Source organism: Zoogloea sp. (assembly GCF_041908905.1).
GTDB lineage: Bacteria > Pseudomonadota > Gammaproteobacteria > Burkholderiales > Rhodocyclaceae > Zoogloea.
The window spans coordinates 164,769-190,044 of the sequence record NZ_JAYREK010000001.1; the positions used below are offsets into that span (position 1 = coordinate 164,769).

26 protein-coding genes and 1 pseudogene are annotated in these 25,276 nt (G+C 68.1%); 14 read left to right on the forward strand and 13 right to left on the reverse strand.

The features are described 5' to 3' along the window. Positions 1 to 21: 21 nt before the first annotated feature. The 3 genes from amt to ACE3OU_RS00770 are packed head-to-tail and all read right to left on the reverse strand — an operon-like array spanning position 22 to position 2,722. Entirely contained in the window at positions 22 to 1,539 is a 1,518-nt protein-coding gene (gene amt / locus ACE3OU_RS00760; protein WP_374239618.1) for an ammonium transporter, read from the reverse strand. A gap of 14 nt (positions 1,540 to 1,553) precedes the next feature. Beyond that, on the reverse strand, positions 1,554 to 1,892 hold the full coding sequence (gene glnK / locus ACE3OU_RS00765; protein ID WP_374239619.1) for a P-II family nitrogen regulator: 339 nt from the start codon (positions 1,890 to 1,892) through the stop codon (positions 1,554 to 1,556). Positions 1,893 to 1,942: 50 nt separating this feature from the next. Continuing rightward, on the reverse strand, positions 1,943 to 2,722 hold the full coding sequence (locus ACE3OU_RS00770) for a TorF family putative porin (protein ID WP_374239620.1): 780 nt from the start codon (positions 2,720 to 2,722) through the stop codon (positions 1,943 to 1,945). 272 nt (positions 2,723 to 2,994) lie between these two features. Between ACE3OU_RS00770 and ACE3OU_RS00775 the strand changes: the two genes are divergently transcribed. The 4 genes from ACE3OU_RS00775 (at position 2,995) to ACE3OU_RS00790 (ending at position 6,592) form a co-directional block, all read left to right on the forward strand. Further along, positions 2,995 to 3,252, forward strand: coding sequence for an accessory factor UbiK family protein (locus tag ACE3OU_RS00775; protein ID WP_374239621.1), 258 nt, complete (start codon positions 2,995 to 2,997; stop codon positions 3,250 to 3,252). Positions 3,253 to 3,317: 65 nt separating this feature from the next. Beyond that, a complete protein-coding gene (locus ACE3OU_RS00780) occupies positions 3,318 to 4,565 on the forward strand; it encodes a hypothetical protein (protein ID WP_374239622.1) in 1,248 nt (415 codons plus the stop codon). A gap of 84 nt (positions 4,566 to 4,649) precedes the next feature. Then, complete coding sequence (locus ACE3OU_RS00785; RefSeq protein WP_374239623.1) at positions 4,650 to 6,140, forward strand: YifB family Mg chelatase-like AAA ATPase; 1,491 nt, start codon at positions 4,650 to 4,652, stop codon at positions 6,138 to 6,140. Between the two features lie 56 nt (positions 6,141 to 6,196). Continuing rightward, the gene (locus ACE3OU_RS00790; RefSeq protein WP_374239624.1) at positions 6,197 to 6,592 is read left to right on the forward strand and encodes a hypothetical protein; all 396 of its coding nucleotides are present in this window, start codon (positions 6,197 to 6,199) and stop codon (positions 6,590 to 6,592) included. Between the two features lie 235 nt (positions 6,593 to 6,827). On the opposite strand, the gene ACE3OU_RS00795 is transcribed toward ACE3OU_RS00790, so the two are convergent. Together ACE3OU_RS00795 and ACE3OU_RS00800 are read right to left on the reverse strand one after the other, a co-directional pair. Further along, positions 6,828 to 7,871 carry a DUF262 domain-containing protein gene (locus ACE3OU_RS00795; RefSeq protein WP_374239625.1) on the reverse strand — a complete coding sequence of 348 codons (1,044 nt, stop codon included), beginning with the start codon at positions 7,869 to 7,871 and terminating at the stop codon, positions 6,828 to 6,830. 2 nt (positions 7,872 to 7,873) lie between these two features. Next, entirely contained in the window at positions 7,874 to 8,677 is an 804-nt protein-coding gene (locus ACE3OU_RS00800; RefSeq protein WP_374239626.1) for an FRG domain-containing protein, read from the reverse strand. A 707-nt stretch (positions 8,678 to 9,384) separates the two neighbouring features. Here ACE3OU_RS00800 and ACE3OU_RS00805 point away from each other — a divergent pair. The 3 genes from ACE3OU_RS00805 to ACE3OU_RS00815 all read left to right on the forward strand — a co-directional run bounded on the left by ACE3OU_RS00805 (position 9,385) and on the right by ACE3OU_RS00815 (position 11,612). Continuing rightward, positions 9,385 to 9,648, forward strand: coding sequence for a hypothetical protein (locus ACE3OU_RS00805; RefSeq protein WP_374239627.1), 264 nt, complete (start codon positions 9,385 to 9,387; stop codon positions 9,646 to 9,648). A gap of 114 nt (positions 9,649 to 9,762) precedes the next feature. Continuing rightward, positions 9,763 to 10,959, forward strand: a complete 1,197-nt coding sequence (locus ACE3OU_RS00810; protein WP_374239628.1) for a multidrug effflux MFS transporter — start codon at positions 9,763 to 9,765, stop codon at positions 10,957 to 10,959. Continuing rightward, on the forward strand, positions 10,956 to 11,612 hold the full coding sequence (locus ACE3OU_RS00815; RefSeq protein WP_374239629.1) for a ceramidase domain-containing protein: 657 nt from the start codon (positions 10,956 to 10,958) through the stop codon (positions 11,610 to 11,612). Before ACE3OU_RS00810 ends, ACE3OU_RS00815 begins: the two co-directional genes overlap by 4 nt. Before the next feature lie 6 nt (positions 11,613 to 11,618). Here the strand turns inward: ACE3OU_RS00815 and ACE3OU_RS00820 are convergent, their stop codons facing one another. Further along, positions 11,619 to 12,182, reverse strand: a complete 564-nt coding sequence (locus ACE3OU_RS00820) for an NUDIX domain-containing protein (protein WP_374239630.1) — start codon at positions 12,180 to 12,182, stop codon at positions 11,619 to 11,621. Between the two features lie 77 nt (positions 12,183 to 12,259). Here ACE3OU_RS00820 and ACE3OU_RS00825 point away from each other — a divergent pair, with 77 nt between their 5' ends. After that, entirely contained in the window at positions 12,260 to 12,973 is a 714-nt protein-coding gene (locus tag ACE3OU_RS00825; protein ID WP_374239631.1) for a hypothetical protein, read from the forward strand. Between the two features lies 1 nt (position 12,974). Here ACE3OU_RS00825 and ACE3OU_RS00830 read toward each other — a convergent pair whose 3' ends face one another. From ACE3OU_RS00830 to ACE3OU_RS00860, 7 genes are all read right to left on the reverse strand, one after another. Then, complete coding sequence (locus ACE3OU_RS00830; RefSeq protein WP_374239632.1) at positions 12,975 to 13,532, reverse strand: putative metalloprotease CJM1_0395 family protein; 558 nt, start codon at positions 13,530 to 13,532, stop codon at positions 12,975 to 12,977. A 96-nt stretch (positions 13,533 to 13,628) separates the two neighbouring features. Further along, positions 13,629 to 14,348 carry an ABC transporter ATP-binding protein gene (locus ACE3OU_RS00835; RefSeq protein ID WP_374239633.1) on the reverse strand — a complete coding sequence of 240 codons (720 nt, stop codon included), beginning with the start codon at positions 14,346 to 14,348 and terminating at the stop codon, positions 13,629 to 13,631. Beyond that, a complete protein-coding gene (locus ACE3OU_RS00840; protein WP_374239634.1) occupies positions 14,345 to 15,127 on the reverse strand; it encodes an ABC transporter ATP-binding protein in 783 nt (260 codons plus the stop codon). The genes ACE3OU_RS00835 and ACE3OU_RS00840 overlap by 4 nt, the downstream gene beginning before the upstream one ends. Continuing rightward, positions 15,124 to 16,224, reverse strand: a complete 1,101-nt coding sequence (locus tag ACE3OU_RS00845; protein WP_374239635.1) for an ABC transporter ATP-binding protein — start codon at positions 16,222 to 16,224, stop codon at positions 15,124 to 15,126. Before ACE3OU_RS00845 ends, ACE3OU_RS00840 begins: the two co-directional genes overlap by 4 nt. A gap of 203 nt (positions 16,225 to 16,427) precedes the next feature. Further along, the gene (locus tag ACE3OU_RS00850; RefSeq protein WP_374239636.1) at positions 16,428 to 17,360 is read right to left on the reverse strand and encodes a branched-chain amino acid ABC transporter permease; all 933 of its coding nucleotides are present in this window, start codon (positions 17,358 to 17,360) and stop codon (positions 16,428 to 16,430) included. Positions 17,361 to 17,492: 132 nt separating this feature from the next. Next, positions 17,493 to 18,605, reverse strand: coding sequence for a branched-chain amino acid ABC transporter substrate-binding protein (locus ACE3OU_RS00855; protein ID WP_374239637.1), 1,113 nt, complete (start codon positions 18,603 to 18,605; stop codon positions 17,493 to 17,495). A 70-nt stretch (positions 18,606 to 18,675) separates the two neighbouring features. Next, positions 18,676 to 19,800 carry a branched-chain amino acid ABC transporter substrate-binding protein gene (locus ACE3OU_RS00860; protein ID WP_374239638.1) on the reverse strand — a complete coding sequence of 375 codons (1,125 nt, stop codon included), beginning with the start codon at positions 19,798 to 19,800 and terminating at the stop codon, positions 18,676 to 18,678. A gap of 138 nt (positions 19,801 to 19,938) precedes the next feature. Here ACE3OU_RS00860 and bamE point away from each other — a divergent pair, with 138 nt between their 5' ends. The 6 genes and pseudogenes from bamE to ACE3OU_RS00890 all read left to right on the forward strand — a co-directional run bounded on the left by bamE (position 19,939) and on the right by ACE3OU_RS00890 (position 25,231). After that, positions 19,939 to 20,424, forward strand: a complete 486-nt coding sequence (gene bamE / locus ACE3OU_RS00865; protein ID WP_374239639.1) for an outer membrane protein assembly factor BamE — start codon at positions 19,939 to 19,941, stop codon at positions 20,422 to 20,424. Between the two features lie 112 nt (positions 20,425 to 20,536). After that, positions 20,537 to 21,478 (forward strand): NADH:ubiquinone oxidoreductase, encoded by a 942-nt coding sequence (locus ACE3OU_RS00870; RefSeq protein ID WP_374239640.1) that lies wholly within the window; start codon positions 20,537 to 20,539, stop codon positions 21,476 to 21,478. A 2-nt stretch (positions 21,479 to 21,480) separates the two neighbouring features. Then, a pseudogene (locus tag ACE3OU_RS00875) lies at positions 21,481 to 22,425 on the forward strand (nickel-dependent hydrogenase large subunit); the annotation flags it as partial. 82 nt (positions 22,426 to 22,507) lie between these two features. Beyond that, positions 22,508 to 23,017, forward strand: coding sequence for a nickel-dependent hydrogenase large subunit (locus ACE3OU_RS00880; protein WP_374239641.1), 510 nt, complete (start codon positions 22,508 to 22,510; stop codon positions 23,015 to 23,017). Continuing rightward, positions 23,007 to 23,474 carry a hydrogenase maturation protease gene (locus ACE3OU_RS00885; protein ID WP_374239642.1) on the forward strand — a complete coding sequence of 156 codons (468 nt, stop codon included), beginning with the start codon at positions 23,007 to 23,009 and terminating at the stop codon, positions 23,472 to 23,474. Before ACE3OU_RS00880 ends, ACE3OU_RS00885 begins: the two co-directional genes overlap by 11 nt. Further along, on the forward strand, positions 23,471 to 25,231 hold the full coding sequence (locus ACE3OU_RS00890; protein WP_374239643.1) for an ATP-binding protein: 1,761 nt from the start codon (positions 23,471 to 23,473) through the stop codon (positions 25,229 to 25,231). Before ACE3OU_RS00885 ends, ACE3OU_RS00890 begins: the two co-directional genes overlap by 4 nt. The last annotated feature ends 45 nt before the right edge of the window (positions 25,232 to 25,276 follow it).

Here is a 25,276-nt window from a genome sequence, read left to right on the forward strand (position 1 = left end):
TGGATTGCCGGATGAAGGCGCTTACTGGTGGTAGGCGCTCTCGCCGTGGGAGGTGATGTCGAGGCCCTCGCGCTCCTCGTCTTCCGCCACCCGCAGGCCGACCAGCAGATCGACCAGCTTGTAGGCGACCACCGCGACCACCGCGGACCACACCACGGTGATGCCGACGGCGGTGGCCTGATTGATGACCTGGTCGGCGATCGAGTAGGTGTCCGCCGCCTTGTTGGCCACGTAGTCCCAGATACCGGTGCCGCCGAGGGACGGCGCGGCGAACACGCCGGTGAGGATCGCGCCGAGGATGCCGCCGACGCCATGCACGCCGAACACATCGAGGGAGTCATCGGCACCGAGCATGCGCTTGAGGCCATTGACGCCCCACAGGCAGACCACACCCGCCAGCAGGCCCATCACGATCGCGCCCACCGGGCCGACGAAGCCGGCCGCCGGGGTGACCGCCACCAGCCCCGCCACGGCACCCGACGCGGCGCCCAGGCCGGACGGCTTGCCCTTCAGGAGCCATTCGGCCACCAGCCAGGAGCAGGCCGCGGCGGCGGTCGCCACCCAGGTATTCACGAAGGCCAGGGCGGCGGCGCCGTTGGCTTCGAGGGCGGAGCCGGCGTTGAAGCCGAACCAGCCCACCCACAGCAGGGACGCGCCGACGATGGTGAGGGTCAGGCTGTGCGGGGCGAAGGACTCGCGGCCGAAGCCGATCCGCTTGCCCACCATGAAGGCGCCGACCAGGCCGGCCACGGCGGCGTTGATGTGCACCACGGTGCCGCCGGCAAAGTCTAGGGCGCCATGCTGGAACAGGTAGCCGGCGGTCGCGTTGGCCGCATCGGCCGCGGCGGCGGAGACGTAGGCATCCGGGCCCGCCCAGTACCACACCATGTGGGCCACCGGCAGGTAGCTGAAGGTGAACCACAGCACCGCGAACAGCAGCACCGCCGCGAACTTGATGCGCTCGGCGAAGGCGCCGAGGATCAGGGCCACGGTGATCGCCGCGAAGGCGCCCTGGAACACCACGTAGATGTACTCGGAGATCACCACGCCCTTCGAGAAGGTGGCGGCGACGGAGTCCGGCGTGATGCCCTTCAGGAAGGCCTTGTCGAGGCCGCCGAAGAAGGCGTTGCCCTCGGTGAAGGCCACCGAATAGCCGTACAGCACCCACAGCACGCTGATCAGCGAGAACACCGCCAGCACCTGCAACAGCACCGACAGCATGTTCTTGGCGCGCACCAGGCCGCCGTAGAACAGGGCCAGGCCCGGGATGGACATCAGGATCACGAAGGCCGCGGAGACCATCAGCCAGGCGTTGTCGCCCTTGTTGGCGACCGGCGCCGGCGCGGCTTCGGCCGGCGCGGCCTCGGCGGCAACGGCCGCGGGGGGGGCGATGGGGGCTTCGGCCTTGACCTCGGCCGGTGCCGTCACGGCCGGCGCTTCGACGGGGGCGGCGGACGCCTCCGGCTTGTCGTCGGCGATGGCGCCACCCGCCAGGCCCAGGGCCACGGAGGCGAGCAGGGCCGCAAAGAACTTTCTCATGATGCAGGCTCCTCTTACAACGCGTCGACGCCGGACTCGCCGGTGCGGATGCGGATGGCTTGTTCGAGATCGAAGACGAAGATCTTGCCGTCACCGATCTTGCCGGTGCTGGCGGACTTTTCGATGGCTTCGACCACCTGGTCGAGGATCTCGGTCTTCACGGCGGCCTCGATCTTCACCTTGGGCAGGAAATCCACGACGTATTCGGCGCCGCGGTAGAGCTCGGTGTGGCCCTTCTGGCGGCCGAAGCCCTTGACCTCGGTGACGGTGATGCCCTGCACCCCGATGGCCGACAGCGCTTCGCGCACTTCGTCGAGCTTGAAGGGTTTGATGACGGCGGTGACGAGTTTCATGATGCGTGCTCCGGAAGCGGCGGCGCCCTGGGGCACCGCCTCGGGAAGGTTCAGAAGGTCTTGGAAACCGACACCAGCAGCGTGTCGGCGCCGGCCGCGACGACCTTGCCGGTCGAGGCGTTGGTGAAGGAGTACCAGTCGCCGGCCTTGTCGCGGGCGTTGGTGCCCAGGTAGGCGAGGCCGAACACGTAGCCCTTCACATCCTTGGTCACGCCGAGCTTCCAGTCGGTGTAGTCGGCCTTGTCGCGGCCCTTGTAGGACAGGTGGCCGACGTGGCCATTGACGCCCCAGCCGCCGCCCAGGTCGTAGGTCGCCGCAAGGTCGAGGTAGCCGGTGCCGTCGGTGCCCTTGTTCTTGTCGCCCTTGTCGGAGAAGTAGTCGCCCACCGAGTAGTAGTACTTGGCCGACAGGAACTGCCAGGAGCCGCCGATGTAGATCTCCTTGTTGTCGACGGTGCTGCCGGTAAAGTTGTACTTGGAGCCCGGGTAGTAGTAATAGATGGCGCCCACATCGAGGCTGAAGTCACCGAAGCTGGTCTTGTAGCCGCCGTAGAAATCCATCTCCAGGTTGCCGCCCGGGAAGCCGGCGTATTCGGAGACGTTGGAGTTCCAGTTGCCCAGGTAGAAGCCGCTGGCGTGGCTGAAGTCGAAACCGCCCTGCAACGCGGGCTTCTTCATGGTCTGGGTGATGCCGCGGAAACGGTAGTCGTTGATCAGCGACACGTTGCCGGTGATGGTGTAGTCGTCGGCGGGCGCGGCGGTCTGGGCGGCGGCGAGGCTGGGCAGCACCGAGGCGGCGAACAGGGCGGAGGCAATGACGGTCTTGCGCATGGCGGTAATCTCCAGAAGGTTCAATCGGGGTTTCAAAACTCTGGCTTAACCTTAGCAACCCACATGCCAGTTTTGAAAATCTTTTGTTTTCATCGGATTAGCCCAGGCCCGCGGCCGGCCGGCGCACGGCCCCAAAATCGTGCGCACCAGTCTGGATGGAGGCGCCCGCCGGCATGCGCCAATGTGGTGCATCGCCGGCTGGGGGCCGCGGGCGGGGCAGTGCTACACTTCATGCAAGCCCATTCATCCCATCACCCATGAGGAACACGTCCATGGCCAATCCCAAGATCCTCGACGAAATCGGTTCGAAAGTTTCCGAACTCCTCGCCAACAGCCCCGCCAAAGACCTGGAAAAAAATGCCCGCGCCCTGCTCGCCAGCGGCTTTTCCAAGCTCGATCTGGTGACCCGCGAAGAGTTCGAAGTGCAGCGCGAAGTGCTGGCCCACACCCGCGAGAAGCTGGCCGACCTGGAACACCGGGTCGCCCGCCTCGAGGCCGAGCTGGCCCAGCGCGCGCCGGCCGACGAATAAGCCGCCGCCACACCATCCCCCGAGGGCGCTGCGGCGCCCTCTTTCATGTCTGCCCGGAGTCTCCCGTGCCCCGCCCGTTCCTCATCGCGCTGCTGGCCCTCGGCCTGGGCCTCTCCGGCTGCAGCAGCCTCGGCCCGCAAACCCTCGACCACGCCCGCCTGCAGTACAACGAGGTGATCAAGCGGACCACCGAAGAGCAGCTCCTGCTCAACATCGTGCGCCTTCGCTACACCGACACCCCCAGCAGCCTGGCCGTATCGGCGATCGCCGCCCAGTTCGAGCGCAGCCAGAGCGTCGGGCTGCTGCCCTTCTTCACCGCCGCGGGGGGCGACATCAACCGCAGCTTCACCACCGTGCTGCCCCAGGCCCAGATCATGGGCGCCGACCGCCCCACCTTCAGCCTCACGCCCCTCGACGACCAGGAATTCACCCGCAAGCTGTTCACCCCGCTGTCCCTCGACGGCGTGATCTACCTCGCCAAGACCACCTGGCCGATCTCCAAGGTCTTCCGCCTCTACCTCGAGAACCTCAACTGGGTGCCCAACGCCGAAACCGCCAGCGGCCCGACGCCCCGCGAGGCGCCGCCGGCCTCCAGCTTCCTGCGCGGCGTGGCCGCCCTGCAGCGCCTGCAGAACCAGGGCGCCCTGGTGTTCGGGATGGCCGAACAGGAAGAGATCCTGGGCGGCAGCCTGCCGGCCGGCGCGGTGTCGGCCCGCGACCTGATCGACGCCGCCCGCAACGGCATGGAATACCGCCCCGACGCCAGCGGCCGCCACTGGCGCCTGCTGCGCCGCAGCAGCTACCCGGTGGTGCGCATCGACCCGCGCCAGCTCGACAGCCCGGACGCCCGCGCCTTCGCCGAAGCCTTCGGGCTGAAGCCCGGCACCAGCGAGCTGCGCATGACCCAGGAGACCCTCCCGCCGTTCCGCCAGGCCCAGGCCCCCGGCGGCCTCACCCAGCTCGACCTCGAGACCCGCTCCCTGCTGCAGGCCCTGTATTACGTGAGCCACGGCGTCGAGGTGCCCGAGCCCCACCGCGCCCGCGGCCTCGCCACCATCACCCGCGACGCCGCCGGGCAGGACTTCGACTGGCAGCAGGTGATGGCCGAGCTGTTCCGGGTGCGCAGCCAGCCGGGCACCGAGCGGCCCGCCAACGCCCACGTGGCCGTGCGCTACAAGGACCACTGGTTCTACGTGGACGAGGCCGACCAGGACAGCAAATCCACCTTCTCGCTGCTGGTCGAGCTGTCGCGCCTCGAGCTGACCGGCAAGAGCGGCCCCGGCCCCCAGCTGACCCTGCCGATCGGGCGCTGAGCCGCGCGGCATCACCCGCCCGGCATCGGCGCTGTCCTTGCCGGCGGCAACCGGCTAAACTCGGGGTTTTATGCCCACCTCATCATGAGCCTGGCCGTCCTGAGCAGCCGCGCCCTCGTCGGCCTCGCCGCCCCCGAGGTCAGCGTCGAAGTCCACCTCGCCAACGGCCTGCCGGCGTTCACGCTGGTCGGCCTCCCCGACGTCGAGGTGCGCGAGGCCCGCGACCGGGTGCGCGCCGCGCTGCAGACCAGCCAGTTCGAGTTTCCCCAGCGGCGCATCACCGTCAACCTCGCCCCCGCCGACCTGCCCAAGGAGGGCGGCTGCTTCGACCTGCCGATCGCCCTGGGCATCCTCGCCGCCTCGGGGCAGATCCCCGCCGACGCCCTCGCCCACCACGAGTTCTCCGGCGAGCTCTCCCTGTCGGGCGAGCTGCGCCCGGTGCGCGGCGCCCTCGCCCTCGCCCGCCAGGCCGCCGAGCGCGGGCGCACCCTGATCCTGCCCGCCGCCAACGCCGCCGAGGCCGCGCTGGTGCAGGGCGTCACCATCCTGCCGGCGCCCAGCCTGCTCGCCGTAGTCGCCCACCTGTGCCGGCACACGCCCCTCGAACCCTACGCCGGCCCGCCCCTCGCTCCACCACCCGCCTACCCCGACCTCGCCGACGTGAAAGGCCAGGTACAGGCCCGGCGCGCCCTCGAAGTCGCCGCCAGCGGCCAGCACTCGCTGCTCTTCTACGGCCCACCGGGCACCGGCAAGTCGATGCTCGCCCAGCGCCTGCCGGGCCTGCTGCCGCCCCTGAGCGACGCCGAGGCCCTCGAGACCGCCGCGATCCATTCGGTGGAGGGCAGCTTCCACGCCGCCCGCTGGCGCCAGCGCCCGATCCGCGCCCCCCACCACTCGGCCTCCACGGCGGCCCTGGTCGGCGGCGGCAGCACGCCGCGGCCCGGGGAGATCAGCCTCGCCCACAACGGCGTGCTGTTCCTCGACGAGCTGCCCGAGTTCGACCGGCGCGTCCTCGAGGCCCTGCGCGAACCCCTCGAGAGCGGCCACATCACCATCTCCCGCGCCGCCCGGCGGGCCGAGTTTCCGGCCCGCTTCCAGCTCATCGCGGCGATGAACCCCTGCCCCTGCGGCTTCCACGGCCACCCGGACGGGCGCTGCCGATGCACGCCCGAGCAGATCGCCCGCTACCGGGGCAAGCTGTCCGGCCCGCTGCTCGACCGCATCGACCTGCTCCTCGAAGTGCCCATGCTGCCGGTGGCCGACCTGCAGGCGACACCCGCCGGCGAGCCCTCCGCGGCGGTGCGCGAGCGGGTCGCCCGCTGCCGTCAGCTCCAGCTCGCCCGCCAGGGCAAGCCCAACGCCAACCTCGCCGGCGCCGAGATCGACGCCTTCTGCCAGCCCGACGCCGCCGGCAGCAAACTGTTGCAAAGTGCCATCGAGCGGCTCGGCCTGTCGGCGCGGGGCTACCATCGCATCCTGAAAGTCGCGCGTACAATCGCGGACATGAACGCAGCCCCGACGGTGGGAGCGGCCCACGTGGCCGAAGCCATCCAGAGCCGCCGCGGCTTCGGGTGACGCGCCGGCCCACGGCACGCGCCCTCATCCATCATTCATCCCAGCAGGAGTTTCACGTGGCATCCACCCCTTCCACCGGCGCCCGCAAGGGCAGGAACTGGTTCCTGTGGTCCGTCGGCTTCCTCTTCCTGATCATCGCCCTGTTGGTCGGCTACACCTGGCTGGCCCTCAACTGGAGCTACTCCAGCGGCGAACGCGCCGGCTACGTACAGAAGTTTTCCCAGAAGGGCTGGCTGTGCAAGACCTGGGAAGGCGAGCTGGCCATCGTCGCCCTGCCCGGCAGCATGCCGGAGATCTTTCCCTTCACCGTGCGCGACGACAAGGTCGCCGCCGACATCAACGCCGCGATGGGCAAGCGGGTCGCGCTGTCGTATGACCAGCATCTAGGTATTCCGTCCACGTGCTTTGGGGAAACTGGGTACTACGTGGATAAGGTGAGGGCGGTGGAGTAAGTGAGGGCCTGGGGGTGGGTGTCACCTCCAAGGTCCAGCCCTGTCGGGATTCGGGCAGGGAAGTCAGTCTGAACGGAAAAAGCCAACCTGAGGGTTGGCTTTTTGGTTGATGAAGTCTGGGTTTCAGATGGCAGATAATCGGCCAATCGGTCACTCCGCCACCGTGCGATATACGGCTGGTCTACGTTGCCGAGCAGACTCTCGAATTTGTCTATGAAAGTAGGGGTAATTCAGCCTATTTGAAGCGTCGCCGAAGAATATCTACACGCCCCTCTATGCTACCTTGGTTATCTGTACTTCGATCAAGCTGGTCATACAGAGCCAGTTCGTTATCAACATTGCGCCCCCCAACCTTGGCAAGAAGCTTATTGTCCCTTCGTTCTTTAGCGAACTTTACGAGGAAAGATCGTATGAGTTTGTCCTTTTCAGGTGGTGTCTCGCGTATAAACCAATATAGGACTGGCAGGGGGCCCGCAGACGAAAGCAAAGGGTCTCGTTCCGAAAATATATCAGCCATACGGGATAGTACTTCGATACACCGGCTGGCAGCACGCGCAAATTCCTCCGTGCCGGCTTGGGCTTTAATGCCTTCATCCACAAAACGATCAATATTGGGCTTTTGAGTCCCTACGGGGTTGCCACGGAACTCAACAAGCAAAAGTTTGGCCGCAGCATTTTGATCTTGACGCCTCTCCGTAGAGAATTTGATCCGGGTTGCAAAAAACCGGTGCGCGCAGAGGTCCCGAATCAACTGGGGTACGATCCCTCCCATAGCGTTTCGTACTTCTGCGCCGGTTAGAGGCTTGCTTCTATTCAAGCGCACGAAAAGTTCGTTGATTTTCCCCTCATCATCGGTAATGACGCGCATTACGGATAAATTGAAATTGGCAAATCTGCTGGCCACTTTGGGGTGGTTTTGCAAGAGATCGTTGTAAGACAGGCCTCCAAGACGAAGCTCGGGATTGACCGTCCATTCAAAATTATCGGCCAATCTAAGTTTGTTGCTAAAGAAATCAAAGATCGCCCCAAGACGCTGTTTTCCGTCGATCACGGCGTATTGTTTGCCACTTGTATTGAGTTGGGCTCTCCCAAAGGCAAAATCGGCAACATACACCTTTGGAACATCGTAGCCATTCAATATTGAGTCGATCAAAAAGGCACGATCCCTATCGCTCCATAGTTTCCCTCGCCGCTGATATGGGGGATCCAAGTCGATGTTGTCAAGTTGATCAAACCACCAGCTAAGCGTTTTTGGATCAAATGTGTGGACTTCAAACATAGCTAAACCCCAAAGCCGAAATGGCGCTTCATTTCTTTCGCCAAGCCAGGCAGGTCTGGATAGATCATAGAGTCGGCATATCCAATACCGAACAGCGAATCACGGATAACGGGCAGATCATCCTTGGGAAGGACTATCTTTAGCAAAGCCTCCTGTGGGAAACCCTGTTGGTCAAACAACTCTTCCATCGAAAGATTCATGTGCCCAAAAATGGTAAAAGCCCCTCGCTGCGCTACGATTCGAGGGCTGTTATATAGACCTGCCATTGCAATTGGGAGAGCGGCTAGTTTACCTAGGTCAGCACCTGGGAAATATCCCTCTAAGGGATTGTCCGGGACCGATACTACCCGCCCCTTCCAATAAGGGCTAAGGACTTTGCCGTTCCATTCCTTTGTGTTGAGCATCCAGATGGCGGCATCTTCAGAAAAAGCGCCGCCACTAGCCTTCTGTTCAGCAGACGTAATGGCGAAATACAACGCAATGAAGGGGTTTTCCGACCAGTCCAACAGTCTGGTCGGAACTCCAAAGTGCTGCATCATGAAAAGCAGCTCCCAAGAGTCGCTTAGAGGCCTGTCCTGATAAGGAATGCTCCGGTGGCGGAATCGCGTGAGAAGTTCGCCTTCCAACTCAACCAGGTCACTGATTTGGGTTTTTGTGGGATGGCGATAAAGTGAAGGAATCAGCTTATGTTGAGTCGATCCGATCCCCCGGAACCATATGGGCGCTCCAGTGCTCCGCCGCGCTGTATCGACCAGCCGAGTGTATTCGGCCAAGGTCGGTGCAATCTCTGTCCTCGGTGCTGCCATGCCAGTCCCCCTGCAGTCTCATCGGTTTTTGTTTATATTATGCCCTCCAGACTGCTCATGCGCAATGAATAATGAGGCGCTGGGTTCGAGTGCTTCGCACCCGCGAAATCGCCGCTTGGTAGTTGGCGGCCGGAGAGGTGACGGGTGAAGCTTTCAGTTAACGTTGGGAAAGGCCGAGGTGCGTTAGTACAACCATCGCTGAGAACGACCACTCGACTCAGTAACCTGCCGTTGCCATGCGCGGCAAACGAAGGCGCGGATTGGGTCGGGTGCCGTTCGTCGCCGGTAACGAAAGCAGCCATTGACCACCGCTAGTGGCTGAGTGGCAGGTAACCGGCGCATTGCAGCCTGACTCCGGTCGGAGGCCCGAGGTCAGCTCCGGCCGATTACCAGTCCTCCATCCCCCGCAGCCGACTCAACCGTCAGACACCCACCCCTCAAGCCCTGCCGCAGCCATAGCAGAAAGCCTACGGGGAAACGCGTTGTCTGTGTGATGGGACGACCCCACATTGGGCAATCGTCTCGCCGCCCCGGGGTGAAACAAGTTGCGCCCTTGGCGCGACGTACCCCGAAAACCCTCGAAACCCGCGCCAGTACTGGGTTTCAGCGTTTTCCCGGGGCCCGAGAAAGCGCCGGAGATGGCGTTTGGGGGCGATTTTTTTGATATGAAAAACATCCTGATCGGGTAGAAAAACGCCTTTTTTCACATGACAAAAACTTTTTCTCACGCCACCGCCTTCTTTTCTCATATGAAGAACCTTCCGGGGGGCATGACAAAGACCGTCAGTGATATGCCAAGAAGCCCCGACCATGTGACAAAACCTTCCAGCAGGCCCGCCGGCAATTTTTGTCATATGAAAAAAGATGTGCTCGGACTGAAAAAAGGTGTTTTCGGGGCCAATATCGGGCCTGTTTTGGTGCATCACGGAGGTTCTGCACTGCAAAAACCTCACCCAACCCCGCATAGCTGACGCCGTGACACCGAACCTCTCGGGCGATCTCCGAGGCAAGGCTCGCCAAACCCGCCCCGCATCGACAGCCGTGCTAAATTCGCCCATCGACGATGCCCCATCCCGGTTTCCCCCATGCCCTACATCCAACTGGCCATGCTGCTGGCGGCGCTGGCCACGGTCGGCCCGTTCTCGATAGACACCTACCTGCCGGCGCTGCACGCCATCGGCGACGACCTGGGCGCCAGCCAGCTCCAGGTGCAGCAGACCCTCACCGCCTACATGCTGCCGATGGCGGCGATGGTGCTGTGGCACGGCGCGCTGTCGGACGCCTGGGGGCGCAAGCGCGTGATCGTGGCGTCGATGCTGCTGTTCGCGCTGGCCTCGCTGGTGTGCGTCTTCGCCGGCAGCATCGACGTCCTGCTGGCCGGGCGCGCGCTGCAGGGGATCAGCGCCGGGGCGGGGATGGTGGTGGGCCGCGCCGTGGTGCGCGACCTCCACGAGGGGCCGGCGGCCCAGCGCCTGATGAGCCACGTCAGCATGACCTTCGCCCTCGGCCCGGCGCTGGCGCCGATGCTCGGCGGCTGGATCTTCGCGGCCTTCGGCTGGCGGGCGGTGTTCGTCTTCCTGGCCCTGCTGGGGCTGGGGCTGGCCGCCGTCACCGCCCGCCTGCTGCATGAAACCCTGCCCCCGGCGGCGCGCCAGCCGCTGCACCCGGTTCACCTGGCGCGGCGCTACGGCATGGTGCTGTCGACGCCGGGCTTTCTGCTGCTGACCTTCGCCGGCGGCTTCGGCTTCAACGCCTACTTCATCTACGTGCTGTCGGCGCCGGTGTTCCTGATCCAGCACCTCGGGCTGGGGGAGACTGGCTTCGGCTGGTTCTTCATCCCCACGGTGCTGGCGATGATGGCCGGCTCGGCGATGTCGGCGCGGCTCGCCGGGCGGCTGTCGCCGGCGCGCACGGTGGGCGTGTCGGTGGCGACGATGCTGGCGGCCACGGCCTGCAACCTGGCGGTGGCCGAGCTGCTGCCGCCCGGCCTGCCCCAGTCGGTGCTGCCGATCATGCTGCACACCTTCGGCATGGCGATCGGGCTGCCCTGCCTCACGCTGCTGGCGCTGGACTATTTCCCCGAGCACCGGGGGCTGGCCTCCAGCTGCCAGAGCTTTCTGCAGATGCTGGTCAGCTCCCTGTGCGCCGGGGTCGCCGCGCCGGCCCTGTGGGGCTCGGTGCATCAACTGGCCGTGGGCTCCGCCGGCAGCCTGCTGCTGAGCCTCAGCTGCTTCGGGGTCTGGTGGTGGCGCTGTCACCCCCGCGCGGAGGCCCGGCCATGAGGTGGTCCGAATCCATCGACATGTATTGCGAGCGCACCGACCCGGGCCTGTGGTCGGAGCCGCTCAACGTGGCCACCAACCTGGCCTTCCTGCTTGCCGCCGCGCTGCTGTGGCGGCAGGCCGGGCGCGGCGCCGGGCGGGACACGCGGGTGCTGATCCTGCTGATCGGCGCCGTCGGCCTGGGCAGCATGGCCTTCCACACCCTCGCGACGCGCTGGGCGGCGCTGCTCGACATCGGCTTCATCGCCGTCTTCGTACTGTTCTTCCACCAGCGCTTCCAGGTGCGCGCGCTGGGGCGCAGCAACGGGGCGGCGAACCTGGGGGTGGCGGTCTTCGTGGTGCTGGCGGGGCTGTTCGTGCTGGCCATCAAGCAGCTGCCCACCCTCAGCCAGAACGACTCCGAGAGCTACCTGGCGCCCTTCCTGCTGCTCCTGGTGTGCGCCCGGCAGGCCGCGCCACGCTGGCCCGAGGCGGCCCGCTGGCTCAACCGGGCGGCCGGGCTGTTTGTGGCGAGCCTGGTGTGCCGCGCCATCGACCAGCCCCTGTGCGCCGTGTGGCCGGCGGGCACCCACCTGGGCTGGCACCTCATCAACGCGGCGATGCTCTACTGCTGCCTGCGCGGGCTGCTGGCCACCCGGCCGGCGGCGGGCTGAGCGCGGTCAGCCCAGCTCGCGCTCGGCCCAGAACAGCGCGGTGATCGTCTTGGCGTCGGTGATGCACCCGTCGAACACCGCCGCCCGCGCCTCGGCCAGCGGCATGCGGGTGATCTCCAGAAACTCGCCGTCGTCCCAGGCATGCCCCACGTGCTGCAGGCCGGTGGCCAGGAAGATCTCGATGCGCTCGTCGGAGTAGCCGATGCAGGGGTGCATCACCCCCAGGTGGCGCCAGTGGCTGCCGACGTAGCCGGTCTCCTCCTGGAGTTCGCGCCGGGCGCAGGCCAGGATGTCCTCGCCCGGGTCGATCTTGCCGGCGGGCAGCTCCAGGAAGGCCCGGCGCAGCGGGTAGCGGAACTGCCGCTCGAAGATCAGCGTGCCGTCCTCGCACACCGGGATCACCACCACCGCGCCGGGGTGCTTGATGTACTCCCGCAGGCCCGGCCGGCCGTCGGGCAGACGCACCGCGTCACGGTACACCTGCAGCAGCTTGCCGCCAAAAACCTGCTCGGAGGATTGCTGTTCTTCGTGGAGGGGGTCGTGGGCCGTGTCGTGACGGAGGTCGTGCATGGGGACTCCTGCTCGGTGGATGCGAAAGTCGGCAAGCATCGCACCCACGGACCCCGACTGGCCAGGATAATTGACGCATGACGCCCGATCGGCACCGCCTGCACGACCACCTCCTCGACCCCAGCGGCGGGCTGGTCTATCACCTGCGCGCGCTGCGCCACCGCCACGGGCGCTGGGCGCCCTTCCACCGGGTGCTCGCCGGCTGGCTGGCGGGCTGGCAGCCGGGGCGGCGCGAGCTGGTGATCGTCGGGCCGAGCGCGGGCTATGGGCTGCCGACGGGGTTTCTGGCGCGCTTCGGGCGGGTCACCGCCCTGGAGCCGGACCCGCTGGCCCGCTGGCTGCTCGCCCGCCGCCCCGACGCCGGCCGGCTGGGCTTCGACCGCCTCGACTGCCTGGCGGGCACCGACGGTCTGGCCCGGCTCGCCGCCGCCCACCCGCAGGCGGCGATCCTGTTCTCCAACGTGCTGGGGCAGCTCCCCGCCCCCGGCGGCGACTGGCGCCCGCTGCTCGCCCGGCACCTGGCCGGGCACGCCTGGGCGAGCTATCACGACGTGATCTCGACCACTACTGCGCCGAAACCGGATTGCGCCGGCCTGGGCGTAAGCGACGACGGCAGCCTGGAGGCGGTGCTGGCCCGCTTCTGGCCCGGCGGCACGCTGCCCCTCACCGACCACGACACCTTCCGCCTGGGCGGCGAACGGCCGAGGCGCTACGCCGTCTGGCAGATCGCCCGGCGGCGCTGGCATCTGGTGGAGTGGGCGGACAACACCGGCGCGGCCCCCCACGGCTGAATCAGGCCCAGGCGTCCACCTGCGTGCCGGCCGGCACGGCGGATTCAGGCGCTGCACCGGCGCCATAGGCTTCGCCCACACGGCGGGCCTCGGCCGACTGTTCGGCGAGCAGCTGGCGCGCCTCGGCGGCCATCTGCGCGGCCTGGGCGGCGACGCGCAGGTCCTGGCCCGACGGGTCGGCCGGCGCGAGGGCGGCGGCGCGGATCTGCTCCGCCTTGGCGAGGGTCTCCTCGGGGGTGCGCCCCGGCGAGGTGCTGATGCCGACCTCGCCGCCGATGGCGTAGCGCTGGCCGTCGGGCCCGGTCTGGTAGGTGTAGCTGGCGCCCCGGGTGACGATGCCGGCCCCCGCCGCCAGATGCGCCGCCTCGTGGGCCCGCACGACCTGGTCGCGGGCCTTGAGCTCGCTGACCACCTTGAGGTCGGCCGTGCTGAGCCCGCCCGGGGCCGCGGCCTGGGCACGGCCGGCCGCAACCGCACCACCGCCGCCGGAAGCGGCCGGGCGGGACGGGGCAGAGCTGTAGGCGAAGGTCTGGGCGGCGCCCAGCGCGGAAACCGACATGCGAAGAACCCGATCAAGCGTGGGGAGGCGGCCCCCACGCCTCCAGCTTAGACGGCGGCAGACCCCGCGTCAGCCCGCGTTCGCTCACTCACCCGCTCATTCACCGAGATACGCCGCCCGCACCTTCGGGTCGGCCAGCAGCTCGGCGCCGGAGCCGGCCAGGGTGATCCGGCCGGATTCCATCACGTAGGCCCGCTGGGAGAACTCCAGCGCCAGGTTGGCGTTCTGCTCGACGAGGAGGATGGTCACGCCTTCGGCGGCCACCGAGCGGATCACCTCGAAGATCTTCTCGACCACCAGCGGCGCGAGGCCCATCGACGGCTCGTCGAGGAGCAGCAGGCGCGGCCGCGACAGCAGCGCGCGGCCGATGGCGACCATCTGCTGCTCGCCCCCCGACAGGGTGCCGGCCACCTGCTGCAGGCGCTCCTTGACCCGCGGCAGCATGGTGAACACCCGCTCCAGGTCGGCTTCGATGGCGTCGTGGTCGCGCCGGCAGTAGGCGCCCATGCGCAGGTTCTCCTCGACGGTGAGGCGGGTGAAGATGCCCCGCCCTTCCGGCACCAGCGCCAGGCCGCGGCGCAGGCGCAGGTGGGCGGGCAGCTTTTCGATGCCCTTGCCCTCATAGAGCAGCTCGCCGCCGGCGGTGCCGAGGGTGCCGGCGATGGCGTTGAGGGTGGTGGTCTTGCCGGCGCCGTTGGCGCCGATCAGCGAGACGAGTTCGCCGTGGGCGAGTTCGAGGCTGATGCCCTTCACCGCCTCGATGGCGCCGTAGGCGACCCGCAGGTCGCGCAGCTGGAGCAGCGGGGTGGCGCTCATGACTTGGCTCCCGCGGTGGCGTGGCCGCCCAGGTAGGCGGAGATCACGGCGTCGTTGCGCTGCACCTCGGCGGGCACATCCTCGGCGATCTTGCGGCCGAAGTCGAGCACCGCCAGACGGTCGCACAGGCCCATCACCAGCTTCACGTCGTGCTCGATGAGCAGCACCGTGACGCCGTCGTGGCGGATGGTCTGGACCAGCTCGCGCAGGCGCGCGGTCTCGGTGGCATTCATGCCGGCGGCGGGCTCGTCGAGGGCCAGCAGCTGGGGCTCGGTGGCCAGCGCGCGGGCGATCTCGAGGCGGCGCTGGTCGCCGTAGGAGAGGTTCTTCGAGACGGTGTCGGCGAAGCGCTCGATGCCCACGTAGCGGAGCAGCTCGTAGGCGCGCTCGGTGATCAGGCGCTCCTCCTCCTTGGCGTGCTTCGTCTGCAGCAGGATGGACAAGGGGTTGGCGCGGGAGCGGATGTGATGGCCGGCCATCACGTTCTCGAGGGCGGTCATGTCGCGGAACAGGCGGATGTTCTGGAAGGTGCGGGCGATGCCGGCCTCGACCACCTTGTGGGGCTTACCGAGGGGCAGCTCGCTGCCGTTGAAGACCAGCTCGCCCTCCTCGGGCACGTAGGCGCCGGTGAGCACGTTGAAGAAGGTGGTCTTGCCGGCGCCGTTGGGGCCGATCAGGCCGTACACCTCGCCCTTGCGGATGGTCAGCGACACATCCGACAGCGCGGTGAGGCCGCCGAAACGCTTGGTGATGCCGCGGGCTTCGAGGAGGGTGATCACTTGGCCACCTCCTTGCCCACCACCAGCTCGGGCCGCGAGTAGCGGCTGTAGGCCGGGATCAGGCCGGCCGGGCGCAGCAGCATCATGAAGATCATCGCCAGCGACAGCAGCAGCATGCGCAGCACCTCGGGGTCGAGCAGCACCTGGCCGAACACCGCCTGCTGCAGCGGCACCGCCACGTGGCGCAGCACCTCGGGCAGCGCGGTGAGGGCCAGCGCGCCGACGATGACACCGGCCAGGTTGCCCATGCCGCCGAAGACGATCATCGTGAGCACCGCGATGGACTCCATCAGCGAGAAGCTCTCGGGCGACACGAAGCCCTGGAAGGCCGCGAACAGCCCGCCCGCCACGCCGCCGAAGGTGGCCCCCAACGAGAAGGCCAGCAGCTTCATGTTGCGGGTGTTGATGCCGATCGCCTTGGCGGCCAGCTCGTCGTCGCGGATCGCCGCCCAGGCGCGGCCGACCCGCGACACCTGCAGGCGCTGCACGAGCAGCACCGACAGCGCCACGCAGGCCAGGAACACGTAGTAGTACAGGAACAGCGAGTTGATGGTGATCTCGTCGCCCACCTTGAGGGGCTTCGAGATGTCCCAGCCGAACAGCACCAGCGGGTCGATCATGTTGATGCCCTGGGGCCCGTTGGTGATGTTGATCGGGTGGTTCAGGTTGTTCATGAAGATCCGCACGATCTCGCCGAAGCCCAGCGTGACGATGGCGAGGTAATCACCGCGCAGCCGCAGCGTGGGCAGGCCGAGGATGATGCCGGCCAGCGCCGCGAAGGCCGCCCCCAGCGGCAGCACCAGCCAGAACGGCAGGTGCAGTTCGAAGTGCGGCGAGGCCAGGAAGGCGAAGGTGTAGGCGCCCACCGCGTAGAAGGCGATGTAGCCGAGGTCGAGCAGGCCGGCGAAGCCGACCACCAGGTTGAGGCCGATCGCGAGCATCACGTAGAGCATCGCGAAGTCGAGGATGCGCACCCAGGTCTTGCCGAACAGCATGGCGATCAGCGGCGCGCCGACGGCGAGCAGGAGCACCACCCCGCGGGCCGCCGCCGGGTTGCGCTTGCCGAGCCAGGGGATGGCGAGGGCGAGTTCATTCATGGTTGAAGAATTCCTCAAAGACAACGTCTTCAGTAGTCGAAGCTGAGATAACCGGGACTTCCGCCGGGCCGCCCCAAGGGAGTCCCGCGCCCCCTCGGGGGGGTAAGGCAGGGAATTCGCAGCGCACTGCGCTGCGCCTGCCGAACGGGCCGGCCGTGCAAAGCCGGCCCTCCGCGAACGCAGTGAGCGTGGGGGTCGTCACCTCAAGCCCGGTCCGCCACCCGCTCGCCCAGCAGCCCGGTGGGCCGGAAGATGAGCACGATGCCGAGGATGATGAAGGCGAAGATGTCCTGGTAGCTGGAGTTGAGGAAGCCGAAGCTGAGGTCCTCGATGTAGCCGGCGCCGATGGATTCAACGAGGCCGAGCACCAGCCCGCCGAGCATCGCGCCACCCAGGTTGCCGATGCCACCGAGCACCGCCGCGGTGAAGGCCTTGAGGCCGGGGATGAAGCCCATCGCGTAGTGGGCGGTGCCGTAGTTGGACGAGAACATCACGCCGGCCACCGCCGCCAGCGCCGAGCCGATGATGAAGGTCGCGGCGATGATCTTGTTGGTGTCGACGCCCATCAGGCTGGCCACCTTGTGGTTCTCGGCGGTAGCGCGCATCGCGCGGCCGAGGCGGGTCTTGTTGACCAGCAGCACCAGGGCCACCATCAGCGTGGCCGACACGGCCAGGATCGAGATCTGCACCGGGGTGATGAAGACTCCGGCGATGGGCTCGAGGGGCTCGGTGGACACCAGCTGAGGGAAGGAGTGGTAGTTGCGCCCCCAGATGATCATGGCGACGGTCTGCAGCAAAAAGGACACGCCGATGGCGGTGATCAGCGGGGCCAGCCGCGGCGCGTTGCGCAGGCGGCGGTAGGCGGTGCGTTCGATGGTGTAGCCGAGGAGCATGCACACCACCACCGACACCGACAGGCCGGCGAGCAGGGTGGGCACCAGCCCGAGTTCGGGGGCGTAAATCTGGAGCAGACGGATCGCCTCGAGGGCGACCAGGGCGCCGACCATCAGCACGTCGCCGTGGGCGAAGTTGATGAGGCCGAGGATGCCGTAGACCATCGTGTAGCCGAGGGCGATCAGCGCATACACGCTGCCCACGACGAGGCCGTTCACGGCTTGCTGGAGAAGGGTTTCCATGGGGAGGGGCGGGAAAGGGTGGAGGGAGGCGGGGGCAGGCCCGCCCACCCGCGGGCGCTGGCTTCCGGAGGCTGCTCCGGCTCAGGCACCGCGGGCGGCCGGCGCCGCCCCTGCACGGAAGCTAGGACTGCCTTAGTGCACCGGCTCCCACTTGCCGGCCTTGAACTGATAGACCGTCACGGCGCCATCCCGGATGTCGCCGCGGGCGTCGAAGGCGACGGTGCCGATCACGCCGGGGAAGTTCACCTTGCCGATGTGGGCGGCGTACTTGGCCGGGTCGGACGAGTTGGCGGCCTTCATGGCCTCGACGATCGCCGAGGCGGCGTCGTAGGCGTAGGGGGCGTAGATCTGCACGTCGGCGTTGAAGCGCTTCTTGAAGCGGGCGTTGAAGTCCTTGCCGCCCGGCATCTTGTCGAGGGGCAGGCCCGGCTGGGTGCAGTAGGCGTTGGGGCCGATGGCGTCGCCGGCCAGCTTGATGATCTCGCCGGTGCAGCCGCCGTCGCCGGTGATGAACTTGGCGTTGATGCCGAGCTGCTTGATCTGCTTGAGCATCGGGCCGCCCTGGGCGTCCATGCCGCTGTACACGATCACGTCCGGCGCCTTGGCCTTGATGCGGGTGAGGATGGCGAGGAAGTCGGTGGCCTTGTCGCTGGTGAATTCGCGGGTCACCACGGTACCGCCACTCGCCTTGACGGCCTTGTCGACCTCGTCGGCGAGGCCCTGGCCGTAGGCGGTGCGGTCATCGATCACCGCCACCTTCTTGCCCAGGCTGGTGGCCGCGAACTTGCCGATGCCCAGGCCCTGCTGCACGTCGTTGGCGATGGTGCGGAAGGTGGCCTTGAAGCCCTGCTGGGTGAGCTTGGGGTTGGTGGAGGCCGGCGAGACCTGCGGGATGCCGCCCTCGTTGTAGATCCGCGAGGCGGGGATCGAGGCGCCGGAGTTGAGGTGGCCGACCACGCCCTTGACGCCCGCGTCGACGAAGCGCTGGGCCACGGTGGTGGCGGTCTTCGGGTCGGCGGCGTCGTCCTCGGCCATGACCTCGAACTTCACCTTCTTGCCGCCCAGGGTCACGCCCTTGGCGTTGTAGTCCTCGAGGGCGAGGCGGACGCCGTTCTCGATGTCCTTGCCCAGGTGGGCCTGGGTGCCGGTGAGGGGCGCGGTGGCGCCGATCCTGACGACTTCCTGGGCCTGGGCGGCCGATGCACCAAGACCGAGCACGGCGAGGGCGACAAGGCTGTATTTCATGGGTTTTCCTCCTCTGGTTGGAACGGGGCAGTGCTCTCTAGCAATTCTGGCGCCACTTTGACCGGGTCGATCAGGGCCGCACCTGCCATTTGCCGGACTGGTACTGGTACAGGGCCACGCCGCCCTCGCGGATGTCGCCATTGGCGTCGAAGGCCACCGCGCCGGTGACGCCCTTGAAGCTGACCTTCTGGAGCAGCGGCAGGTAGCGGGCCGGGTCGGCCGAGTCGGCCAGCTTCATCGCCTCGAGCAGGGCACTGGCGGCGTCGTAGCTGTAGGGGGCGTAGAGTTGCACCGGAACGTTGAAGCGCTTGGTGAAGCGCTCGTTGAAGCCCTTGCCGGCGGGCATGCGGTCCATCGGGATGCCGGCCTGGGTGCAGAACACGTCGGCGCTGATCGCCGGGCCGGCGAGCTTGATCATCTCGGTGGTGCACACCCCGTCGCCGCCGAGGAATTTGGCGCCGACGCCGAGCTGCTTCATCTGGCGCAGCAGCGGCGCGCCCTGGGCGTCCATGCCGCCATAGAAGATCGCGTCGGGCCTGGCGGCCTTCAGGCGGGTGAGGATGGCCGAGAAGTCGGTGGCCTTGTCGTTGGTGAACTCGCGCCCCACCGGCGTCACGCCGAGGCGCTTGAGGTTGTCCACCAGCGCGTCGGCGAGGCCCTGGCCGTAGGCGGTGCGGTCGTCGATCACCGCGATGCGGGTGGCCTTGAGGGCATCGGTGGCAAAACGCGCCATCGCCGCGCCCTGCTGCATGTCGTTGGCGATCACCCGGTAGGTGGTCCTGAACTTCTGCTGGGTAAGCTTGGGGCTGGTCGCCGACGGGGTGATCGACGGCACGCCGGCCTGCTCGTAGATGCGCGAGGCCGGGATCGCCGCACCGGAGGTCACGTGGCCGACCACGCCCCGGACGCCCGCGTCCACGAGGCGCTGGGCCACGGTGGTGGCGGTGCGCGGGTCGGCCTGGTCGTCCTCGGCCACCAGCTCGAAGCGCACCTTCTGCCCGCCCAGCACCACGCCCTTCGCATTGGCGTCGTCGAGGGCCAGCTGGGCGCCGAACTGCTCGTCCTTGCCGAGGTGGGAGACCGGGCCGGTCAGCGGGCCGGCAAAACCCAGCTTGACCACCACATCGGCCATCGCGGCCGTGCTCGCCGTCATCGTCAGGCCCGCCAGGGCCATTGCCAGTGCGTGTCGTTTCAAGTGCTCATCCTCCGCAAGGGGCGTTCGTGCCAGAATGGGCCGCGGGGCCCGGCCGGTAAGTCGAGCGATTGTAACCAAGGCCGGCCCTTTTGGCGGAAAACGGGCAGGCCCGGCGCCGGCCCATAAAAAGGATGAATCATGCGCAAGCTGCTCTCCCTGCTGCTCGGCGCGCTGGCGGTGCTCGGCCTGGCCAGCTGCGACGCGGTCAACATGAAGGATCTCAAGCCCGGCGTGTCCACCGGCTACGAGGTGCGCGACCGGCTCGGCAAGCCGGGCCTCGAGTGGCGCAACGACGACGGCAGCGTGACCTGGGAATACACCCGCCAGCCGGAGGGCACCGAGTGCTTCATGGCCACGATCGGGGCGGACAACATCCTGGTCAGCCTCGAGAACGTGCTGACGCCGCAGAACTTCGCCCGCGTCCAGCCCGGCTGGACCCGCGACCAGGTGCGCCGCCTGCTCGGCAAGCCGCGCTCGGTGCAGAAGTTCGCGCTGAAGAAGGAGGAGGTGTGGGACTGGCGCCTGCCCCCCGAATTCAGCGCCGACGTGTTCTTCAACATCCACTTCGACGCGGCCGGCGTGGTCACCGGCACCAGCCGGTCGACCCAGCCGCGGGGCAGCTGATGCCGTCCGGCTCAAGCAGCGCCCCGGGATGACGTAAAATAATGAACACCCCCCGGAGCCCGGGCTCCGCGCTGCCCACGGCGGCCCTGACGGTCCGCAGGAGGAATCAAGCATGGCCACCCTGCTCTGGCTTCAAACCGGCGCCTGCAGCGGCGACACGATGTCGCTGCTGTGCGCAGACAGCCCTTCGGTCGAATCGATGGTCCGCCAGGGCCAGCTCGACATCCTGTGGCACCCGTCCCTCAGCGCCACGCCGCCCGGCGGGCTGGCGGCGCTCATCGCCCGCATCGAGGCCGGCGAGCAGGCCCTCGACATCCTGTGCATCGAGGGCAGCCTGATCACCGGCCCCTTCGGCACCGGCATGTTCGACAGCTACCGCGGCCGGGCCAAGATCGACATCGTGAAGGCCCTCGCCCCCCACGCCCGCTATCTGGTGGCGGTGGGCAGCTGTTCGGCCTTCGGCGGCATCCCCGCTGCGCCGCCCAACCCCACCGACTGCACCGGGCTGCAGTTCGAGCGCGATCGCCCCGGCGGGCTGCTCGGGCCGGACTGGCGCTCGAAGGCCGGCCTGCCGGTGATCAACCTGGCCGGCTGTCCGACCCACCCCACCACCATCACCCGCAGCCTGGCCCTGCTGGCCGAGGACCAGCCCCTCGAGCTCGACGCCCTCAACCGGCCGCGGGCTTTCTACGGCTCGACGGTGCACCAGGGCTGCACCCGCAACGAATACCACGAGTACGACCTCGAGGAGACCGAGTTCGGCGGCCGCGGCTGCCTGTTCTTCAACCTCGGCTGCCAGGGGCCCGGCACCCTCGCCAACTGCAACAGCGAGCTGTGGAACCGGCGCAGCAGCAAGCCCCGCGCCGGCGTGCCCTGTTTCGGCTGCACCTCCCCCGACTTCCCCCGGGACGGCGACCTGTTCCGCACCGAAAAACTCGGCGCGGTGCCCGTCAAGCTGCCCCTCGGCGTCTCCCGGGCCCACTACCTGGCCTACAAGAACCTCGCCCACGCGGCCGCGCCCAAGCGCGTCAAGAACCGCGAGATGGAGCCCTGAGCATGGCGCGCGTCACCCTCGACATCGACCTCAACCGCGTCGAAGGCGACCTGGAGTTCCAGGTGGACCTCGACGGCAACCGGGTGGTGGACGCCCGCTGCATCGGCACCCTGTTCCGCGGCTTCGAGCAGCTCCTGATCGGCCGCGCCCCGAAAGACGGCCTGGTGATCACGCCGCGGGTGTGCGGCATTTGCGGCACCGCCCACCTGTACGCCGCGGCCCTGGCCCTGGAGCGCCTGGCCAGCCTGCCGGTCACGCCCCACGCCACGCTGGTGCGCAACCTGTGCCTGATGGCCGAGAACGTGCAGAGCGACCTGCGCCAGAGCTTCCTGTTCTTCACTCCCGACTTCGTGCACCCGCGCTACGCCGGCCAGCCCCTGTCCGCCGACATCGAGGCGGCCTTCGCGCCGCTCAAGGGTCGCGTGGTGCGCAGCGCCCTCACCGCCAGCCGCAAGGTGGTCGAGCTGGTCGCCCTGTTCGGCGGCCAGTGGCCCCACTCGTCCTACATGCTGCCCGGCGGCATCACCCGGGGCGCCACCGCCCGCGACATCATCGACTGCGAGGACATCGTCGACCAGGTCATCGAGATCTACGAGCGCGACGTCATCGGCGACAGCCTCGACAACTGGCTCGCCCTCGCCGGCGGCGACGCCTTCTTCGCGTGGCTGGAGAAGCCCGCCCACGCCGCCAGCGCGGTCGGCCTGCTCACCCGCTTCGCCCGCGCCATCGGCCTGCAGCACATCGGCGCCGGCGCCCGCCATTTCCTGAGCGCCGGCAGCTGGCACGACCCGCAGCGCTGGCAGCCGCCCTACTCCGACACCCCCAGCCTGCTCCCCGGCGGGCTCTACCATGCCGACGGCGGCCAGCTCGACCCCTTCGCGCCGGAACACATCAACGAGCACGTGCGCCACTCCTGGTATCGCCCCTACCCGGGCGGGCGGCACCCCTTCGAGGGCGAGACGGTGCCCGACTACCAGCCCGATACCGACCGCTACACCTGGGCCAAGGCCCCCCCGCTACGGCGAGCAGGTGGTCGAGACCGGCCCGCTGGCCGACCTGCTCACCGGCGGCGACGCCCTGATCCGCGACCTGCAGGCCCGCGAAGGCCCCAACGCCTGGCTGCGCCAGTTCGCCCGGCTGCGCCGCACCAGCCTCACCCTGCACTTCATGAAAGCCCACCTGGCCGACCTCCGCCGCGAAGTCGGCACGCCCCATTACCTCCCGCCCGCCGCCGACGCCCTCGACGAGGGCGAGGGCTACGGCTTCGTGCAGGCCGCCCGGGGCACCCTCGGCCACTGGCTGCAGGTCAGCGGCGGGCGCATCAGCCGCTACCAGATCGTCACCCCGACCTCCTGGAACGCCTCGCCCCGCGACAGCGCCGGCCGCCACGGCCACTGGGAGCAGAGCGTGATCGGCCTGGAGCTGGCCGACCCGGCCGACCCGATCGAGATCGGCCACATCGTGCGCTCCCACGACCCCTGCCTGGTGTGCACGGTGCATTTCGTCCAGCGCGGAGAGCGCCACCGTTATGGCGTGTGAGCGCATCCACGTGATCTGCTTCGGCAACGAGCTGCACGGCGACGACGGCTTCGGCCCCGCCGTGCACGCCCGCCTCGCCGCCGCCCCGGTGCCGGAGCACGTGCGCCTGCTCCGGGCCGACATCGCCGGGCTGGCGGCGATCGGCTGCTTCGAGGGCTGCGGGCAGGCCATCGTCGTCGACGCGCTGCGCGGCTTCGGCCCGGCCGGGTCGCTGCACGCCCTCGACCCGGCAGACTTCGCCGCCGACGCGGCCCGCGCCGAGGCCGCCGCCGGCTTCCACGGCGCCGGCCTGGGGGCCCTGCTGGCGCTGCTGCCGGCGGCCCTCGACCAGTTGCCGCAGATCCGCCTGGTCGGCGTCGAGGCGGCCCGGGTGGCGCCCTTCTCGCCCGGCCTGTCGGCCAGCGTCGCGGCGCGGCTCGACGAGGCCGCCGCGCACATCCGGGAAGCCTGGCGATGACCCGCTTCGGCAACGAGATCGAGCGTCTGCAGGCGGAGGTCGAGGCCCTGCGCGAGGCCAAGGCCAGCCTGGAGCAGCAGGTCAGCACCGTCACCGAGATGATGGACACGATGGTCGCCGAGGTCACCGCCAAGTCGCGCCAGCTCGAGGAGCGCAACGCCGAGCAGACCCGCCTCAGCGCCTTCATCGGCAACGTGATGGAGACCATGGACAGCCTGCTGCTTGTGGTGGACCGCTTCGGCAACATCAGCCGCGCCAACGCGGCCTTCCAGCGCAGTCTCGGCATCGCCCCGGGGGTGCTGGTCGGGCGCTCCCCCGACAGCCTGCTGATGCCCGAGGCTCTCGCTCCGCTGCAGGCCGCCTCGCCCAGCTTCGCCCCCGGCACCGTGCTGTTCCGGACCATCCTTCAGCAGGACGGGCTCGAGCTCGAGACCTGCATGGCCAGCCGGCAACCAGGAGTCGGCTCGCGGCACTTCATGCTGCGCGCCACGCCGCTGTACAGCCCCAGCGGCAAGCTCGACGGCGCGGTGATCGTCGGCTCGGACATCACCGCCCTGCGCACCCGCGAGCAGGCCCTCAAGGACAGCGAGCAGCGCTTCCGCGACTACTCGGCAGTGTCGTCCGACTGGTTCTGGGAGACCGACGCCGAGATGCGCTTCTCGGCCTTCGTCGGCGCGGACCGCACCGGCCGCCAGCTAATCGACGTGGTCCACGGCCGCAAGCGCGAGGATTTCGCGGCGGCCGAGGACTTCGCCGACATCGAAAAGTGGGCCGCCTACCGCCAGGCCATCGCCGAGCAGCGGGAGTTTCGCGACTTCGAATACCGGGTCGAATCCAAGGTCCTGGGGGTCAGCTGGTTCAGCGCTTCCGGCAAACCCCGCTTCGGCCCCGACGGCACCTTCCTCGGCTACCGGGGCACCACCAAGGACATCTCGGCCCGCAAGGCCATCGAGGCCGAGCTCCTCGACCACCGGGACCATCTCTCCGAGCTCGTCGCGGCCCAGACGGCCGACCTGATCCAGGCCAAGGAAGCCGCCGAGCGGGCCAACCAGCTCAAGAGCGAGTTCCTGACCAACATGTCCCACGAGTTCCGCACGCCGCTGCACGGCATCCTGTCCTACGCCAGCCTCGGGCTGACCCGCCTGGGCAAGGTGCCGGAAGACAAGATCCGCGACTACTTCGACCGCATCCACCAGAGCGGCAACCGCCTCTCCCGGCTGGTGGACGACCTGCTGTCCCTGTCCAAGCTCGAGGCCGGGCGGGTGCAGTTCGATCTCCGCCGCGCCGACCTGGCGGTGGTCGTGGAGCGGGTCCAGAACGACCTCTCCGCGGTGCTCGAGAACCGCGGCCTCAAGGTTGCCATCGACCGCCGGAGCGCCAGCACCGTCGCCGCCATCGACCCCACCCAGATCCTCCACGTGGTGCAGAACCTGCTCTCCAACGCGGTCAAGTTCTCGCCGGAGGGCAGCACCATCACCGTCAGCTACCGCGACGCGATGCTGGGCGAACACGAAGCGCTCGCCATGACCATCGGCGACGAGGGCGTGGGCATCCCGCCGGGCGAGGAGAAGCGCATCTTCGACAAGTTCGTGCAGAGCAGCGCCACCAAGACCGGCGCCGGCGGCACCGGGCTGGGGCTCGCCATCTGCCAGGAGATCGTGTTCGGCCACCGGGGCTCGATCACCGCCCGCAACCGCCCCCAGGGCGGGGCCGAATTCGAGATCCGGCTCCCGCGGGAAGTCCCGGCCAGCCCCTGAGCCGGCGGGGCCGGGCCGGGTGACGGCCCATCGAACCCGCCACCG